This window comes from Leptolyngbya sp. FACHB-1624 (genome assembly GCF_047649235.1).
GTDB classification, from domain to species: Bacteria; Cyanobacteriota; Cyanobacteriia; order Leptolyngbyales; family Leptolyngbyaceae; genus Leptolyngbya; species Leptolyngbya boryana.
The window spans coordinates 6,008,722-6,024,631 of sequence record NZ_CP180258.1 but is presented as its reverse complement, the minus strand read 5'-3'; the positions used below and the strand labels follow the sequence as shown (position 1 = coordinate 6,024,631).

Annotated in this window: 15 protein-coding genes and 1 riboswitch; of the genes, 5 read left to right on the top strand and 10 right to left on the bottom strand. The window is 46.9% G+C overall.

Going from position 1 to position 15,910, the window contains the following annotated elements:
* Positions 1-227: 227 nt before the first annotated feature.
* Positions 228-2,456 (bottom strand): tetratricopeptide repeat protein, encoded by a 2,229-nt coding sequence (locus ACMUEV_RS28655; RefSeq protein ID WP_242044394.1) that lies wholly within the window; start codon positions 2,454-2,456, stop codon positions 228-230.
* Positions 2,457-2,623: 167 nt separating this feature from the next.
* On the opposite strand from ACMUEV_RS28655, the gene ACMUEV_RS28650 reads away from it, so the two are divergent.
* Entirely contained in the window at positions 2,624-3,211 is a 588-nt protein-coding gene (locus ACMUEV_RS28650; protein ID WP_190650991.1) for a Uma2 family endonuclease, read from the top strand.
* Between the two features lie 109 nt (positions 3,212-3,320).
* Positions 3,321-4,847: a phytoene desaturase family protein gene (locus ACMUEV_RS28645; RefSeq protein ID WP_190650993.1), complete on the top strand. Its 1,527-nt coding sequence runs from the start codon at positions 3,321-3,323 to the stop codon at positions 4,845-4,847.
* Positions 4,848-4,904: 57 nt separating this feature from the next.
* On the opposite strand, the gene ACMUEV_RS28640 is transcribed toward ACMUEV_RS28645, so the two are convergent.
* From ACMUEV_RS28640 to ACMUEV_RS28630, 3 genes are all read right to left on the bottom strand, one after another.
* Positions 4,905-5,447 (bottom strand): Dps family protein, encoded by a 543-nt coding sequence (locus ACMUEV_RS28640; protein WP_017285763.1) that lies wholly within the window; start codon positions 5,445-5,447, stop codon positions 4,905-4,907.
* A 112-nt stretch (positions 5,448-5,559) separates the two neighbouring features.
* Positions 5,560-6,147: a Uma2 family endonuclease gene (locus ACMUEV_RS28635; protein WP_190650996.1), complete on the bottom strand. Its 588-nt coding sequence runs from the start codon at positions 6,145-6,147 to the stop codon at positions 5,560-5,562.
* Between the two features lie 31 nt (positions 6,148-6,178).
* Positions 6,179-6,769, bottom strand: a complete 591-nt coding sequence (locus ACMUEV_RS28630) for a helix-turn-helix domain-containing protein (protein ID WP_190651000.1) — start codon at positions 6,767-6,769, stop codon at positions 6,179-6,181.
* 93 nt (positions 6,770-6,862) lie between these two features.
* Here ACMUEV_RS28630 and ACMUEV_RS28625 point away from each other — a divergent pair, with 93 nt between their 5' ends.
* Positions 6,863-7,120 (top strand): hypothetical protein, encoded by a 258-nt coding sequence (locus ACMUEV_RS28625; RefSeq protein ID WP_017285766.1) that lies wholly within the window; start codon positions 6,863-6,865, stop codon positions 7,118-7,120.
* On the top strand, positions 7,114-7,551 hold the full coding sequence (locus ACMUEV_RS28620; protein ID WP_017285767.1) for a type II toxin-antitoxin system VapC family toxin: 438 nt from the start codon (positions 7,114-7,116) through the stop codon (positions 7,549-7,551). The genes ACMUEV_RS28625 and ACMUEV_RS28620 overlap by 7 nt, the downstream gene beginning before the upstream one ends.
* Before the next feature lie 102 nt (positions 7,552-7,653).
* Here ACMUEV_RS28620 and ACMUEV_RS28615 read toward each other — a convergent pair whose 3' ends face one another.
* On the bottom strand, positions 7,654-8,859 hold the full coding sequence (locus ACMUEV_RS28615) for a hypothetical protein (RefSeq protein ID WP_190651003.1): 1,206 nt from the start codon (positions 8,857-8,859) through the stop codon (positions 7,654-7,656).
* Positions 8,860-9,517: 658 nt separating this feature from the next.
* Here ACMUEV_RS28615 and ACMUEV_RS28610 point away from each other — a divergent pair.
* Positions 9,518-10,840, top strand: a complete 1,323-nt coding sequence (locus ACMUEV_RS28610) for an SGNH/GDSL hydrolase family protein (protein ID WP_190651005.1) — start codon at positions 9,518-9,520, stop codon at positions 10,838-10,840.
* Between the two features lie 10 nt (positions 10,841-10,850).
* Here the strand turns inward: ACMUEV_RS28610 and ACMUEV_RS28605 are convergent, their stop codons facing one another.
* The 5 genes from ACMUEV_RS28605 to cobG form a co-directional block, all read right to left on the bottom strand.
* On the bottom strand, positions 10,851-11,306 hold the full coding sequence (locus ACMUEV_RS28605) for a hypothetical protein (RefSeq protein WP_190651008.1): 456 nt from the start codon (positions 11,304-11,306) through the stop codon (positions 10,851-10,853).
* 71 nt (positions 11,307-11,377) lie between these two features.
* The gene (gene cobJ, locus ACMUEV_RS28600) at positions 11,378-12,757 is read right to left on the bottom strand and encodes a precorrin-3B C(17)-methyltransferase (protein ID WP_190651010.1); all 1,380 of its coding nucleotides are present in this window, start codon (positions 12,755-12,757) and stop codon (positions 11,378-11,380) included.
* Positions 12,745-13,440: a precorrin-2 C(20)-methyltransferase gene (locus tag ACMUEV_RS28595; RefSeq protein WP_190651013.1), complete on the bottom strand. Its 696-nt coding sequence runs from the start codon at positions 13,438-13,440 to the stop codon at positions 12,745-12,747. The genes cobJ and ACMUEV_RS28595 overlap by 13 nt, the downstream gene beginning before the upstream one ends.
* A 3-nt stretch (positions 13,441-13,443) precedes the next feature.
* Positions 13,444-14,067: a precorrin-8X methylmutase gene (locus ACMUEV_RS28590; protein WP_199329465.1), complete on the bottom strand. Its 624-nt coding sequence runs from the start codon at positions 14,065-14,067 to the stop codon at positions 13,444-13,446.
* Positions 14,060-15,334, bottom strand: coding sequence for a precorrin-3B synthase (gene cobG, locus ACMUEV_RS28585; RefSeq protein WP_190651016.1), 1,275 nt, complete (start codon positions 15,332-15,334; stop codon positions 14,060-14,062). Before cobG ends, ACMUEV_RS28590 begins: the two co-directional genes overlap by 8 nt.
* Positions 15,335-15,364: 30 nt before the next feature.
* Positions 15,365-15,495, bottom strand: a riboswitch (cobalamin riboswitch).
* Positions 15,496-15,910 lie beyond the last annotated feature (415 nt).

Below are 15,910 nucleotides of genomic sequence, written 5' to 3'. Positions count from 1 at the left end.
GTCTCCGATCGCGTCTGATTTGATTGTACTGGCAAGATTTGTCCGATCGCTTTGCTGCCCAGAAAGTTCGATCGACTTTGCACTACGAACTGTCCAGCAAGCAACCCCAACGCTCTTTTCCCAATCTAAAATCAACCCTCGTCTGATGCACTTTGTAGCTTTTGAAGGATCGATCGTGTTGTCGGATATCGGAGAGTTCGGATGTTCGATTCTCTACGAAGAATTTGTCAGAGAATTGATGTAGATGAATTGAAAGCTGACTCCATTGACTTGAGGCAGGTTGAATAATTTTGGCGGATAGTCATGGTTGTTGGATGAGAAACTCCTAAAGCACGTTCACTAATTGCTAACGATCGCATATAGAGCGGTTCGGCTTCCTCATACCGTCCTTGCGAATAGTAGAGTCCTGCCAAATTGTTCAGACTACTTGCCACATCGGGATGCGTTTCTCCCAGCAGTGATCGCCTTAATTCCAGCGCTTGGACATAGAGCGGTTCAGCTTCCTCATACCGTCCTTGCGAATAGTAGAGTCCTGCCAAATTGTTCAGACTACTTGCCACATCGGGATGCGTTTCTCCCAGCAGTGATCGGTATAATTCCAGGGCTTGGATCAAGAGGGGTTCGGCTTCCTCATAGCGTCCTTGCGATTCGTAGAGTCCTGCCAAATTGTTCAGACTCGTTGCCACATCGGGATGCGATTCTCCGAGTCGTTGAGTCGAGATTGATCGACAATGCAGATACCATTCCTCCGCTTCCGCAAACGCTGCCTGTCCCTCATAAAACTGTCCCAGTCGAGTTGCAGGTTTATAGATGTCATTGTCTACTAGCCAAGGTTCCAGAGTTGTCGTTGCTTCCTTCAGATGTGGCATCGTGGCTGAAAATTGCTCGATCGATGAAAGTGTCCAATCCCCCGGCATTTGCTCTGCGATCGCACTCATCACCGCACAAAACGATCGCTTCATCGCCTCCTCTTCTGGCATCGTCGATCGCTTCACCGCAAAAAACTCCCGCAACAACTGATGGATCTGATACATCCCATCCCGCTCAAAACTCAGCAAACTCAGATTTACTAACTGTTGATCTCGTAAATCTTCCAATTCTTCTTCATCCGCATCCGGCAGACAAGCCTGCACCAGCGACCACGGAATCTCAGCCAAAGCAAACAAACTCAAGAGCATCGCCAATCGCTGCGCGTCCTCGTTCAACTCTTGCCAACTCAACTCAAACGCTGCCACCACACCCAAAGTTGCAGTCATGCCAGGTTCAGCTTCTAGTAACGCTTTCGCCGCCAACCGTTGCGCTTGCAATCGTTCCCAGAGCTTCGCGATCGAGGTTCCCTTCTTCCGCGCCAAATACCGCCCCACTAGCTCCAATCCCAACGGCAAATAGCCCAACCACTCACATACCCGCTTCGCTGTATCCAAATCCTGATCAATTCGCCCATCCCCCACCAGCGACCTCAACAACTCCAACGATGCCGCCTCACTCAGTACCTTGATTTCGTAATTTTGCACCGGAGATCCAAAGCGCGATCGCGTCGTCAGCAAAACCTTAAAATACGATCGCTGTGGCGGTAGAAACCGTTGAATCGCCCCATAATCTTTCACATCATCCAGCACAATCAGAGTCTCTTTCTGCTGCCATTGCTTCCAGATGTCCTGCACCTTCCTCTCAGGCTCAACATCCTCTGGAATATTTAGCTGCAACTGATAACGCGCAAACTCAATAATTTGCTCACTCAGATCCGTTCTTGCGCTCAACCACAAAACACCCCCCGGATAAACCCCCAAATCTCGCTGCTGACTTGCATATTGCGCCGCTAATTCCGTCTTACCAATTCCCCCCATTCCCGCGATCGCCGAAATTGCAGTCGGCTTTCCACTCTTCACCTGCTCATGCAGCTTTTTGAGATCTTCCGTTCTCCCAACAAACACATCACTCAAACGCGGCAAATTCTCTGGAATACTCGGCGGATAAACAGGCTTCGATTCAATCTGCGATCGAGGATACTCCGGCTTCTCAGAAGGCTTCCCCCGCTCCTTCGTCACGGCTCGATTTGCCGCCTGCACTACCCGTTCTTCCGCCTCTGCCTCCTCCACCCCCACCAAATCCACATAGACAATCTGCGCCCACAATCCCTGTGGCGTACATTCCCCCACCCGAATCGGAATCAGCGATCGTTCCAGCCCCATTGAATCTTTTGCAAACGCCGCCGCCCATTCTGCTTGCACATACCCCGACTCCAGAGAATATTTCGACAACACCGCGATCGTTCTTTTCGCTTCCGATGCCGCTTTTTGCATCTCAAGCACAAAATTCCCACCTGCGCCAAAGTCCCATGCCTGAATGACGACACGATAGCTTTCCGCTTCGAGAATCCAGGCAATCCATGCTGCAAATCCTCGATCGTGGTGATTGTAGCTGATGAAGAAATCAACAGGCGTTTCAGGACTCATCTAAAAAATTCTGAACGAGGGATATCTCTTTTATACTTACAGAACCCAATGACTTCCGCAAAGCATCCGCGTTTCATCTCACAATTGCAGCAGTACGATAAAAGAAACGCTTGCTCAACCTGCGATCGACTCTTTCGATTTTCAATTCTGCAACGGAGACACCCAACATGGAACTCACGCTTCCTCTAAAGCTAGATCTCCAGCACGTTCATCTCACCGATGAGCAATTTTATCAACTCTGCATCAACAATCCCGAATGGAACATTGAGCAGAACGCAAAAGGAGCCTTGATTGTTATGCCCCCCGTTGGTGGAGAAAGCGGTGAGAGAGAAGCAGATTACATCATTGATTTAGGAAACTGGAATCGCCAAACTCAACTCGGAAAAGTCTTTAGTTCTTCAACGATTTTCAGACTTCCTAACGGTGGGAGCCGCTCTCCTGATGCAGCCTGGGTCGAATTGTCTCGATGGCAAGCCCTCACCCGAGAACAACGAAAGAAATTTCCGCCCATTGCTCCAGATTTTGTCATCGAATTGCGATCGGCGACTGATAATCTCACAACTTTGCAAGAAAAAATGCAGGAATATCTCGAAAGCGGAGTCCGGCTCAGTTGGTTGCTCAATCCTCAAGATCAACAAGTCGAGATCTATCGGCAAGGACAAGAAAAAGAAGTACGATCGCTGCCCACTCTACTCTCAGGCGAGACAGTTTTACCTGGATTTGAGCTACAGGTCGATCGATTCATCGAAGAGTAAACCGGATCATTCTCCTTCAAAGTGCGATCGCTCCATCCCACACCCAAAGCAATCTCACTTTCAGATAGAACGACGTGCTAGAGGTTGGTATACGATCTCGTCTCCTACAATGAGATTTGAAGATTGGAAGTGCAAGATGGTAGATGCGATCGTCATTGGAAGCGGAATCGGGGGCTTAAGCTGTGCGGGGATTTTGGCAAAATATGGCTATGACGTTTTAGTTTGCGAAAGTCATGCGATCGCAGGGGGAGCCGCTCACGGATTTGAGCGCAATGGCTTCAAATTCGATTCAGGTCCCTCGCTCTATTCGGGTATGTCTTACAGCCCGTCTCCGAATCCATTGCGGCAAGTTTTAGATGCGATCGACGAAGATATCGAATGGTTGAATTACGACACTTGGGGCTGTTGTTTGCCTGAAGGCACATTTGATACGCAAGTTGGGTCAGAACAGTTTTGTGAGGTTTTACAGCGACTCCGAGGCGAAAATGCAGTTGCAGAGTGGAAGAAATTACAACAGGTCATGACTCCTTTGGCAAAAGCCGCGATCGCGCTTCCACCTGCCGCTGTTCGATATGATTTCGGAGCCTTACTGAGTGTTGGACAATATCTTCCTAAGATGCTGCAAAATGCGATCGGACTTTCTCAAATTACAGGAGCTTTTTCGCCTGTCATGGATAAAGTTGTGAGTGATCCATTTATTCGCAACTGGATGGATTTACTTTGCTTTTTACTATCAGGATTACCCGCCGAGAGTACCAATGCGGCTGAAGTCGCTTTTATGTTTGCAGATTGGTATCGCCCGAATGTGCAGCTTGACTATCCAAAAGGTGGAAGTGGCGCGATCGTCGATGCTTTAGTTCGAGGATTGAAAAAGTTCGGCGGCAAGATTCGCCTCAATGCTCACGTTGAGAAAGTCTTAGTCGAAAATCAAAAAGCAGTTGGAGTAAAGTTGCGAAATGGAGAAGAACTGAGATCGCGCTATGTGATTTCAAATGCCTCAATCTGGGATACTTTGAAACTCGTCAACAGTTCTGAATTTACTCAGCAGCGCCAAGATACTCCGCAGTGTGATAGCTTCATGCACTTGCACTTAGGAATTGATGGGCAAGGTTTAGATCATTTAGCTTGCCACCACATTGTTGTCAATGATTGGAGCTTAGGTATCACAGCACCGCAGAATGTTGTTTTAATTTCGATTCCATCGTTACTCGATCCTTCCCTTGCTCCAACCGGGAAACACGCAATTCATGTCTACACACCCGGAAATGAACCTTATGAGATTTGGGAGAAGTGCGACTCTTATCCAGAACTCAAGCAACAGCGAGCCGAGGTGATGTGGAAAGCTTTGGAGCGAGTGATTCCAGATATTCGATCGAGAACCGAACTCGCTTTAGTTGGAACCCCCTTAACACACGAAAGATTTCTCCGCCGACATCGTGGAACTTATGGGGCAGCAATTCGAGCAACAGATGGATTATTTCCTAGTGCTTTAACTCCAATTTCAGGCTTGCTCTGCTGTGGTGATTCAACTTTTCCGGGAATTGGATTACCTGCGGTAGCAGCAAGTGGAATGATTGCCGCAAATACGATCGCACCTATTCGGAAGCATTTAGACCTCTTGAAACAAATCCAATAAAATACCCAGCACTCTCGCACTGGGTATTTGACTAGGAAGTTCACTCAAATTCGCGAACTACTTTGCAACACCTGCGGGGAATTTGACTTCGTTCGGCGTTTCATTATCAGACTCAACGCGCTTACCTTGAACGAACGATCTCAACATCCAAGCCATTTCCTCATGTCCTTCCATCAATCCGGTGAGAAAATCAGCCGTTCCTTCATCATGGAAATCTTCGGAACACTGATCAATGTGCTGACGCAAATTGCGAATAATTTGCTCGTGATCGTCTACTAGGTTGATCACCATTTGAGAAGAAGAAGGAACGTCACCAGTATGTTCCTTAATCGACGAATATTGGATAAAACCAGCAGCGGTTCCGACAGGGTACTCACCCAAAGCGCGAATCCGTTCAGCCGCTTGGTCGATCGATTCATTCAGAATAGTATATTGCTCTTCCCAGATTTGGTGTAGCGATCGAAATTCAGGACCAGTCACATCCCAATGATATTTCTTTGTTTTGATCAATAGCAGATTCATGTCTGCCAAATCACGATTCAACAGTTCACAAACGCCTTGACGCTGTTCATCCGACAAACCAATATTAATCTTACGCATGGCAATTACTCTTTATCTTCGGTTTCCTTGACTAGTTCACCAAATTCCACCGAGAACAGCATCAGTCGCAGGAAAGAAGGCAGCGATCGAGAATCCCATCCTTGAGAGCGGTTTATTCTTGGTCAGCGCTAAAATCAACTTTGTCGTATAAGTCTGCAATCACGAACTGACAAGGCACAGAGTTCAACGAAACCGCTAAATTCTCATCTTCATAAGTTTTGGTCGTCCATATGCCGTTATCGTCTTTAATTCGATGCTCAATCTGAACCTTGTACTGATCGATGAGCAGGTACTCTTGGAATTGTGCGATCGTTTGATAAGCTTCAAACTTTTCCTCCCGGTCATAGCTCCGAGTGGATTTTGATAGAACTTCTGCAACAAAAATAGGATTAATCAAAGTATCGCGCCGACCTTCCTGATATTGAATGGGTTGCGGCATGACCATGACATCGGGATAGGTATAGATACGTTTCTTCGGAATCCAAAGTCGCTGATCCGTAATGTAGATCTCATACGGTTTTCGCTTGAGGTCAATGCTTAATGCGATGTAAAGATTTCCAGCAATTTTATTGTGATTCGGAAGTCCACCTGTCATTAGAACAATCTCACCGTCAATGTACTCATGCCGTTCCTCTGAGTGAATTTCAAATTCCAGGTATTCTTCGGGGGTGTAATCACGTTTTGAAGTTTGCAGAATCATACGATCGACATTCCCAACGAGAGTAGTTTTATTATACGGGACTCACTTTGGCACGATAGAGCAATCGTTCTCCTTGCCGATATCCTGCATATCTGACTCGAACTAAATCTCCAGCTTCAGCCATGCCGCCCATCAATTGATGCTGCTGCGGATCGTATGGAATTTCAGAACCAACGATCGCGCTTTGCTCAATTCCCCAATCTTGTAAAAGCTGCTCAATCGGACGAACTAAGGGTAAAAGCTTCACCGCAGGCGCCTGCGGATTTTGCTGAGCAGCATAAGCAGCAGCAGACCATTGCAGGAGCCAAGGTTCTAAAGTTTGTAGACTCGATTGTTGGAACTCTTGTAGTAAAGTTTCTCGTTGTTCAGATAGCTGTGCTTTGAGCCGATCATATTCTTTTTGCAGCGATGGAATCAGCTCGAACAGTGCTAGTAAATCTGCTAGGCTCAATTCTAACTTTATCGCAAACTGCGTGAGGGTTTCGAGCTTTAATTGTTGAAATTCGCCTTTGCGGATTTTGAGTAACTGTTTCTCAGAGATGCCCGTACGATCGCGTAATTCGCGAAAGGTTTTGATTTGACGCAATCGCATCAGTTCTCGAATTTGCGGTGTGTAGTCCATGACAGCAAAAATACCAGATTGTCTCAACTTTACCAGCAGTGAGATCGCATGAGAATTTTGTTAGAATAGAGAATATGCGTATTAGTAGATATCATGTCGCCAATCAAGGAATCTTTGCAGAATGCGATCGCCAATCTGAGCGAAGAAGATTGTGTGCAGGTGATGGGATTTATTCAGGATTTGCAGCATAAGTCAGAGAGTCACTATGTTGCAGACGAGGATTTATTTGAGTATGTGAATGGAGTTTTAGTCGTAAAAGCGACACTTGATGAGGGGGTAACACCTGAAGACATTGAGTTTGCAGTTGAGCAAGATCGAGCAATACGAGATAGGAAGTTAGAAGCTTGGTAAGAGTTTTATTTGATACGTCTGTTGTCATTGCAGCGATCGTGCCTGTGCATCCGCGCCATTCGGAATGTCTTCCTTGGTTAGAGCAGGTTAAGTCAGGTGAAATTCAAGGTGTGATTGCGATTCGGTCTTACGCTGAGTGCTTTTCGACTTTGACAAATTTGCCGCTTCGTCCTCGGATTAGTCCAGCACAAGCACAACGCTTGATCACAGAAACTTTGAGTTCATTTGAAGCGATCGTATTGACGATAGAGGATTATCAAGCTGCGATAGCTCAAATGGTCAATATGGGACGTGCAGGTGGAGGCGTTTATGATGCGCTGATTGCTCAAGCTGCCTTGAAAGCCGAAGTTGATACGCTTCTAACCCTGAACGCTAAGGATTTTACGCGATTGGGAGAATCAGTTTCTCGATTGGTACAAGTTCCAAGCTAAGCTTTTCTTCCTGCTTCAATAAAGCTAGCAAGTCGTAACAGAAAAAACAGCGATCGTACTCTTAGCACGATCGCTGCTCAATTTGTAAGCTCAGAATAACGACTAAAGTGGCTTGCTCACAATTCGTTCCAAAATCCAACGTCGATGTTTGATCACAAAGAAAATGTACAAGCCCAACAGGACGAACCAACAGAGATTTCCCAACCCCGTATAAGTATTGATAATTTGGGCATTGCTCCAGTTATGAACCTCACTGAGTTGATTCATATCGCCAACTGAATCGCCAGCAATCAGCGACCCCCACGGAATCGATTCAGTTCCCTGCTTGACCGATCGCCAAAACGAGAAAATTGTCCAAAACGTATTTGCTCCCAAAAACATTGCAGGATATCGCCAGAAATCCCATCGAAAGTAATCGGGAAGCCGAAAGTAAAAACCAGCAATCAGCAAAGCACTCAAATAAAACTCTCCGCCCACTCCTCCAAAAGACAGCCACATATCAAAGGTGTCTTCTGGCAACAACCAAGTCATGCCAAACTGAATCACCGCACAAACAATCGCCACAATCATCGTCGATCGCTTTTTCTCCCGCCATCCTGCTCGAAACAGCAAACCTAAGAGGATCAATCCCCCAAAATACACAAACAGCGATCGCTCAGGAATCACAGTTGTCCAGCCAAAGGGCAAAGGCAGTGCCCGTCGTCCTGAAAACCAAGCGATCGTGGCATGTCCAAATTCATGGATCCAAATTTGCAAAAAGATGAATACCCGGTGAAAGCCGATCGTATGCAGCAAAACAGCAAAACTCATTGCGCTCGGAAAGGCTAAGAACAACACATAGCGATTTTTAAACGAATACAGATCTAAATCATTTTTCTCGATCACATGTAGATCAAATTGCTTTTTCCAAAGAACAGCTTTCGACGATCGCATTCCATAAATCACGATCTTGCTGATCTCTTCTGGTAATTCCAATTGAGTGAGGTGCTGATATAACCGATCAGCGACCTCGGCTTTCCCATTTGTTTTGATATAAATTTGCAGTATTTCTTGCTGAATCCGAACCTGAAAGTGTTCTAAATTCAAGCGATGCAATAACTCAGTAATGGGATCTCGTGTCTGGGCAGTCTCGACGCTCTGATAAATATGTTCCTGAATTCGTTCATAGGCAGCTTTCAGCAACGCTTTTTCTTCTTTTGCCTCTTGCCGAATTGCTTGCATTAATCGCGCTGAATAAACCGCGTCAACATCTTCCATTGATGCGCCCAACTCTAATCCCAACACCTCGTAACATTTTGAAATTTCCATAGCGGGACTTCTAGATCTTTACCGCTAGCGTTCCCGATCATTTCACCTGTGTACCCAATTATCTTGCCGTAGGGAAGTGGGGAGTTGGGAGTGGGGAGAAACCAGGCTCAGATGGCTCGCTATCTCCTTATCACAATCTCACAATCTATTGTGATGAACTACTAGCAAATCTATGAAGGTGCTCGTCGATCAACCCATTTTTAGAAAATCAACGGGCAATCAACGAGGAAAGAGATGACGATCGCGTTGAAAATTCTTTATTTTTTCGAATATTTCTTAGTTCTGAATTGCTCTTGTTGCCGAGGTTTTAGCGAATAGGGGCAGTAGATGCCAACAAATTTATTTAAAATAAATCATCAAATTGCATCGGATAGTAGTAAGATTTGAAACCACATCAACCAGAATGTACTGATTAGCAAACGAGCTTGATTCGAGTGACCGAGTACTGACATATTAAGGGGTGCGATCGAACAAACTTGACTGAAGCCCATCGCATCAGCGAGGCTTTTTTAGGTGCTCGATCAAATTTCATCTCCCTGGGTAATATACGGACTCTCGTAACCCCCAACGCGATCGTAAAGAGGAATTGTGAATGTTTTTTAGGTCTAGCCGAAAGTCCTCCTGGTCTAGCCGTTCTTTATACCAAAAGAAGAAGGCGGTGCCGAAGCGGTGGATCTTACTCTCCATTCCGCTAGTTCTACTGGGGCTGGAATTATTAACGCGGTTGGTCGTCAGTGCTACAGGCAAAACCGCAGAGTTGAACGCCTTTGAAGGCGAACCGCTGAATTTAACAGCCTACCGCTTGAAGTTTTTAGATGCGAAAGGGCAACCTTTTGACGGGTTGCCAGATCATGGGCAATTAGCAGCAAAACGCAGTCCTGTCATGGGCTACCGCTTAGTCGGCAATCAGCAAAATTCGGCTTGGAAAATTAATGATCAAGGGTTCCGCTCCGATCAGCCGATTAACTTAGATAAACCCAAAGATGAAGTCCGAGTCTTCATTTTGGGCGGGTCAGCAGCGTTTGGGCAACTGAGCACCAACAATCAAAGTACGATCGCGGGTCAACTCGAAACTCGACTCAATCAACAAGTCGCGGCTCAGAAAGCGAGTCCGAATAAATTTCGACCGGATACGCTGCCTTACTTCGCAGATGAGCTAGAAAAAGCGCTAAAACTCCCGCCCCGAATTCGAGAAGCCCGCTACCGCGTGGTGAATGCCGCAGTTCCCGGCTATGCTTCTGGGAACGAACTCGCCCAACTGGCGTTTGAAATTTTGCCTTATCAGCCCGATGCGATCGTTCTGATGAATGGCTATGCTGACCTTTTGGTTCCGAGTGCCCAAGAAGGCGCAGATATGCCTGGGACAGACGCGATGTTAGAAAGTGCGCCTCGGCATTTGATGGCAGGCTTAGGCAATGGAATCCGTAACTTTTTTGATCAGTTCTATCTCGTTAAGGGGTTCCAATATTGGGTCTTACGCCCACAAGCTAGCTTCCATCAAATGATTCCGCCCGCATTTGATACATCTGTTCAAGATCACCTCACGGCAGATTCCAAAGAGCTAGAAAGACGTACCGATCGCTATCGTCAAAATCTCCAACAAGTGGCACGTCTAACTTCTGCTGCTAAAATTCCTTTATTTGTGGGACTTCAACCTGAAGTATCGATTCGCAGCGCAAAGCCTGCCGGACGAGAAAAAGAGATTCTAGAGCAGTTGGGGTCGCAGTACCCAGAGCAGATCAAATCAGGTTATACCAAGCTTCAAGGCTCGATCGAGCAGGTGAAAAAAGGCTCACCTCAGCTCTCGACGCTGAATTTAGCTGAGATCGCGAACGGAACGCAGGGTGAAGTCTTCCAAGATGCCATTCATCTTACAGACACTGCAAATCGCGCGATCGCGAATCGTCTCTTTGACACGATCACGCCCAAACTGCACGTTCAGCCGAAACCCTATGCAGGCGGTGATGTGCCGCCTTCCTAATCCTCATCCGCTAAGGAGTTCGATAGGGCATCGGTGCGCCCCCGATTGGGGGCTGAATTTGATAACTCGGAATCAGCGTTGCAGCATGTGCACCAGTTGGGGGCTGAATGGGCGCGCTTGGAATCAGGGTTGAAGGTTCTGAGCCAATCGGCGGCGCAAACGAACAACATTCAATCGGTTCAGCCCCAATTGGCGGCTGAACGGACGCGCTTGGAACCAAAGTTGAAGGTTCTGAGCCAATCGGCGGCAAATAAGATGGCTGAATCGCGACTCCTCCGATCGGCGGCTTAATCTCATAGCTCAAATAGCCAGGAGGAGGAGTCGTTACAATCGGAGGAGGCACCATCAAATCATGAGAAGGGATGACCCCGCCAATCGGCGGACGAATTGCCTGTTGATGCGGATCGGTGGGTGGCGTATAACCGACAGGTGGACGGAGATACTTGTTTTCACGACGATGCGGCATAGGAATCGACTCAGAGAAAATATTGAGTAGCATTACTATACCGGGGAAGCGAAAACTTTTTTAATTTTTAATTAATCTTTTCGATAGTGACGAGGCGTATAGACCCAAACGTTGCTTTCTGATTGATTGAAAATTCGGGTCTGACTTGATCCAATCAAAATAACTGTTCTCATATCTGCATCGGTTGGCTCTAACTCTTTCAGCATTTTCACTTGCGTTTGCTGTCCAGGTCTTCCTAAATTGCGCGCTAGCACGACCGGAGTATTGGGCGATCGATAATTCAACAACAGTTCTTTTGCCTTTTCAAGCTGCCAGGTACGAGTGTTAGAAATCGGATTGTAGAATGCGATCGCAAAATCTGCTTTCGCAGCCGCACAAATTCGATCTGCGATCGTGTCCCAAGGCTTGAGAATATCCGAAAGTGAAATCGCGCAGAAATCATGCCCTAACGGCGCACCCACTTGAGCCGCAGCCGCTTGCATCGCAGAAATCCCTGGACACACTTGAATCTCGATCGTCTGCCAGTCTGGCTTCGCATCGCGTTCTAGCACTTCAAACACTGCAGCTGCCATCGCATAGATTCCCGGATCACCCGAAGAAACCATTACAACAGATCTGCCCTGTGCTGCAAGATCGAGTGCTAATGCTGCCCGGTCTAGCTCTTCACGATTATCAAATATATGCAAATTCTGATAGGTGCGCAGTGGCTCAACTAAGTTCAAGTAAGTTTGGTAGCCAATCCAATCGGTTGAATTGCGAAGTACCGCTTTGACCTGAGGGGACATCCATTCAGCCGATCCGGGACCTGTTCCAATGATGGCAAGCCGCTTAGAAGATTGATAAACCAAACATTCTGAACTGCCTTGAACTGCTTCTGTTGTAATTTTGATCGTGAGCTTTGCATCATCCGCGATCGGTAACTGGCTCTTTTCTAACCAAGGCGCAGAGCCTTCAATTTTAACCGTCGCTCCTGCCAGTAGCTCAGCGAGGAATGTTTTTGCATCATCGGGATTCACTAACCGATAGCCACTGGGCGGAGACAGCAGTGCGGTGCGAAATCGAATATCTCCAGTAGTTGTAATCGCAGGTGCGACTTCTACAACAGTTGCAATTTGGCGAGCGAGATCATTCACGCCCTGCAATCCACCGAGTAATGGCACGACTGCGCTCCCATCTTCAGCCATTGCAATTACGGGCGGCTCTTGCCACTTATTTGACAGCAAGGGAGCGATCGTGCGAATTAAAATTCCTGCTGCACAAACTCCGACGATCGCAGTGCCTTGGGTAAATAGCTCTCGAACGGTTTCGCCAAATTGAGTAAAGGAAACATCGACGCCTGCCGTGCGATGCTCTAGCCCATACAAAGTCGCATTGGGTAGAGCATCGACAATTTGACGTGCGATCGGCACACTCGCCTGACCTAAAACGATGACTGCAATTAAGGTTGCCATTTGCTCGGAATCACAATCATAGAGAAATAAGGAACTTCTGCCGGATCAAGCTCACTAATCGGAACAATCCGCTGTTGAGAAGTTGTTGCTCGCTCGATGTACTTTGCTCGATCGTACAATCCCAACTCTTTTAGGACAGTTACAACTTTTGTAAAATGCCGCCCCAGCTTGATAATCGCGGCTGCATCTGCGACTGCTAGGCTTTTTTTCAATTCTTCAGCCGACATAATTGCCGAGACAACCATAAACACATCATTTCGATAAGTCAAAGGTGTCCCTAACATCGCTGGACTTGCCATAACACAGGACACGCCTGGAATGACTTCGGTAGGAAACCGATCCGACAACCGACTGTACAAATACATGAATGAGCCATAGAAGAATGGATCCCCTTCACACAAAACGACAACATCGCGCCCTTGCTGAAGATGTTCTGCGAGGGTTTCTGCTGCTTTATCGTAGTAGGGTTGTGCAGATTCTTCGAGCTTAAATGGGAAGTACATGGGAACTTCGATTTGTTCCGGGTGTAAGTACTCTGCCACAATCGATCGCGCTAATTTCAAAGCACTATCTGACAGCGGATATGCTACAACTTGCGCCGATCGCAACACGCGAAACGCTTTCATTGTAAGCAGTTCTGGATCTCCAGGACCAATTCCAATTCCATAAAGCCGACCCGTCATAAGTTATATCTCCTCTTGTTTTGCTAAAGCATTGACTGCCGCTGCTGCGATCGCGCTTCCCCCTCGTCGCCCATGCAAGGTAATAAACGGCACACCTCGACTGTTGGCTGCAAGTTCGGCTTTCGATTCTGCCGCTCCAACAAAACCAACGGGAAAGCCTAAAATCAACGCAGGTTTTGGTGCACCTTCATCGAGCAATTCCAGCAATCTAAATAATGCAGTCGGCGCATTCCCGATCGCAATCACGGCTCCTTTCATGTCCCAAAGATCTAAAGCAGCAGCCGATCGCGTATTGTTCAGCTTCTGAGCGAGTTCTGGAACAGTTGGGTCATTGAGGGTACAAATCACAGGATTATCGACTGGCAAACGTTTTCGAGTCACCCCATTTGCCACCATTTGAGCATCGCAGTAAATTGCGGCTCCATTGGCTAACGCCTGACGACCTGCTTGAACCGCATCTGGAGAAGCCTCAATATCATTCGCGAGATCAGTCATTCCACAAGCATGAATTAATCGCACTGTGACATGAGCTAAATCCGCAGGCAACCGTTCGAGATTCGCTTCAGACCGAATAATGGCAAATGATTTACGGTAAATATCCTCACCGTTGCGAATGTAATCAATCATATCGAGCATTGATAAGTTGAGCGATCGTAGAGAGGTCTGACACAGGCTGTTCTGTCAGCAGTTCCTCTCCAGCAAAAAGATAGTAAGCTTCGGACTGTTCCATCCTAGTTCCAAGCAAGGTGATATCAGCAGGACTCGGTTGAGCACAACCTTTTGGACAGCCTGTAATGTGAATATTAATGGGATGCTTTAAGGACTGAGTCAAAGCATGAGCATCAGCTTGCGTATGTGTCTCAGCAGAAGCACATCCAGGCTTGCCAGCACAGGCAACGATCGAGGATTGAATCGGGTCAATTGAGAAACCAGATAGCTCTTGCAATACGGTAGATGGATCGGCAATATTTGGCAGAATGATCGATTGCCACGGTGTTAGTCGAATTTCGCCTGAACCGTAGGTTTTAGCAAGTTCGATGAGGTGTTGAAATTGCGCGATCGAGAGTTGCCCCAAAGGTAATGCAATCCCGATATAAAACAATCCAGCTTGCTTTTGAGGATGAACTCCGATAAGGGAAACAATCCCAGACTTTAAAGAAATTGCAGTGCTGAAGGTTTCAAATCCTGCACGATCGAGAATTCCTTGAACCCCCCAATCTTTCAACATATCTCTCATCCTTGGCTTTTTCGGACGCTGAGATTGTTGGACATAGCTCAAATAAACTTTGGCTAAAGTTGCGATCGCAGAAACACACTCCGTCGCATCAATCACGACTCCAGTTTCATACAGTTGTTTATCTGCTGCAAAAGCTAACTGAAGCTGATTCGATGATATCGCTGAAAGTTGAATCTCATTGTATCGATGTTGCCAGGGCTGTGCAGCGCGAGTTCCGATACTCACTTGCCCACCGCCATCAATCCCAATACTAAATTTTGGGGGCAGACCTGCTAGTTCTGGCGTAGATTGAATGTAAGTATCAATGTCTTGAACGAGCGATCGCGTATCGATTAATTCGCTTGGATCAATTCCTGCGGTTGGGCTTGCCATCACATTGCGCAGATGATCCACCTGAGCATTTTTTGCCGCAAGCCCAATATTTTTCAAGATTTCAAAGATTTCTGGAGCCGATGAAACCGCTCGAAATTGAAGATTCGCACGATTCGTCACTTGAATCGTCGAAGTCTTCCAGCGATCGGTAATTTCAGCGATCGCACTTGCCTGCGCTACAGTCAAAATCCCGCCTGGAACTCGAATTCGCATCAAGATTCCATCTTGGGCAGGCGTTTCATAAAATAGCCCTGGACAGGGGTTTGCACTCACTAACTCACTCATATGCTCCTTCTCCGTGGTTCGCAGAGAATTGAATGAAGACTGACTTGGAATTGGCATTCTGACTCGATTTGATCATCATCACAGCTGCGCCACAGTACCGGATTTGCACCGGATTTTCCCAATCCAAGCCAATGAAGCATATCACACTCGATTGCGCAAGATTTCGATTCTCAAACTTCTCTAAATCTTTCTCAACGCGAAATCATCCATTGAGCTTCAATTTTTGGCATGGATGACTGAGAGCATGAATGAGCGTGACAGGGGCGGTAATGTTTTAGATCTATAGACGAACGATGGTGCTGCGATCGCGTTATGTCCAAATGCATCTCAGCAGCGTTCGGTTTCGGCTTCAGTTGCCCTAAATGTCTTTTTAATGCTCAAATTCATCTACGCCCATGTTCGCCGCATCATCGAAATGCTGACACTGACAGAGCATTCTGTTTCTAATCATACACACAACGCCCACAACAACACCCAACTTGCTGTTGTGAGCACAATCAAGGCTTGCGCGATTTTTTCCTCTGCACCACTGCCATACGGTTTCGACTACACCGTCTTCCATTCTCGACAGTGGCG

Coding starts and splice junctions, on each gene's coding strand:
- ACMUEV_RS28655 (WP_242044394.1), bottom strand. CDS start 2,456: ATGAGTCCTGAAACGCCTGTTGATTTCTTCATCAGCTACAATCACCAC.
- ACMUEV_RS28650 (WP_190650991.1), top strand. CDS start 2,624: ATGGAACTCACGCTTCCTCTAAAGCTAGATCTCCAGCACGTTCATCTC.
- ACMUEV_RS28645 (WP_190650993.1), top strand. CDS start 3,321: ATGAGATTTGAAGATTGGAAGTGCAAGATGGTAGATGCGATCGTCATT.
- ACMUEV_RS28640 (WP_017285763.1), bottom strand. CDS start 5,447: ATGCGTAAGATTAATATTGGTTTGTCGGATGAACAGCGTCAAGGCGTT.
- ACMUEV_RS28635 (WP_190650996.1), bottom strand. CDS start 6,147: ATGATTCTGCAAACTTCAAAACGTGATTACACCCCCGAAGAATACCTG.
- ACMUEV_RS28630 (WP_190651000.1), bottom strand. CDS start 6,769: ATGGACTACACACCGCAAATTCGAGAACTGATGCGATTGCGTCAAATC.
- ACMUEV_RS28625 (WP_017285766.1), top strand. CDS start 6,863: ATGTCGCCAATCAAGGAATCTTTGCAGAATGCGATCGCCAATCTGAGC.
- ACMUEV_RS28615 (WP_190651003.1), bottom strand. CDS start 8,859: ATGGAAATTTCAAAATGTTACGAGGTGTTGGGATTAGAGTTGGGCGCA.
- ACMUEV_RS28605 (WP_190651008.1), bottom strand. CDS start 11,306: ATGCCGCATCGTCGTGAAAACAAGTATCTCCGTCCACCTGTCGGTTAT.
- cobJ (WP_190651010.1), bottom strand. CDS start 12,757: ATGGCAACCTTAATTGCAGTCATCGTTTTAGGTCAGGCGAGTGTGCCG.
- ACMUEV_RS28595 (WP_190651013.1), bottom strand. CDS start 13,440: ATGACGGGTCGGCTTTATGGAATTGGAATTGGTCCTGGAGATCCAGAA.
- ACMUEV_RS28590 (WP_199329465.1), bottom strand. CDS start 14,067: ATGATTGATTACATTCGCAACGGTGAGGATATTTACCGTAAATCATTT.
- cobG (WP_190651016.1), bottom strand. CDS start 15,334: ATGAGTGAGTTAGTGAGTGCAAACCCCTGTCCAGGGCTATTTTATGAA.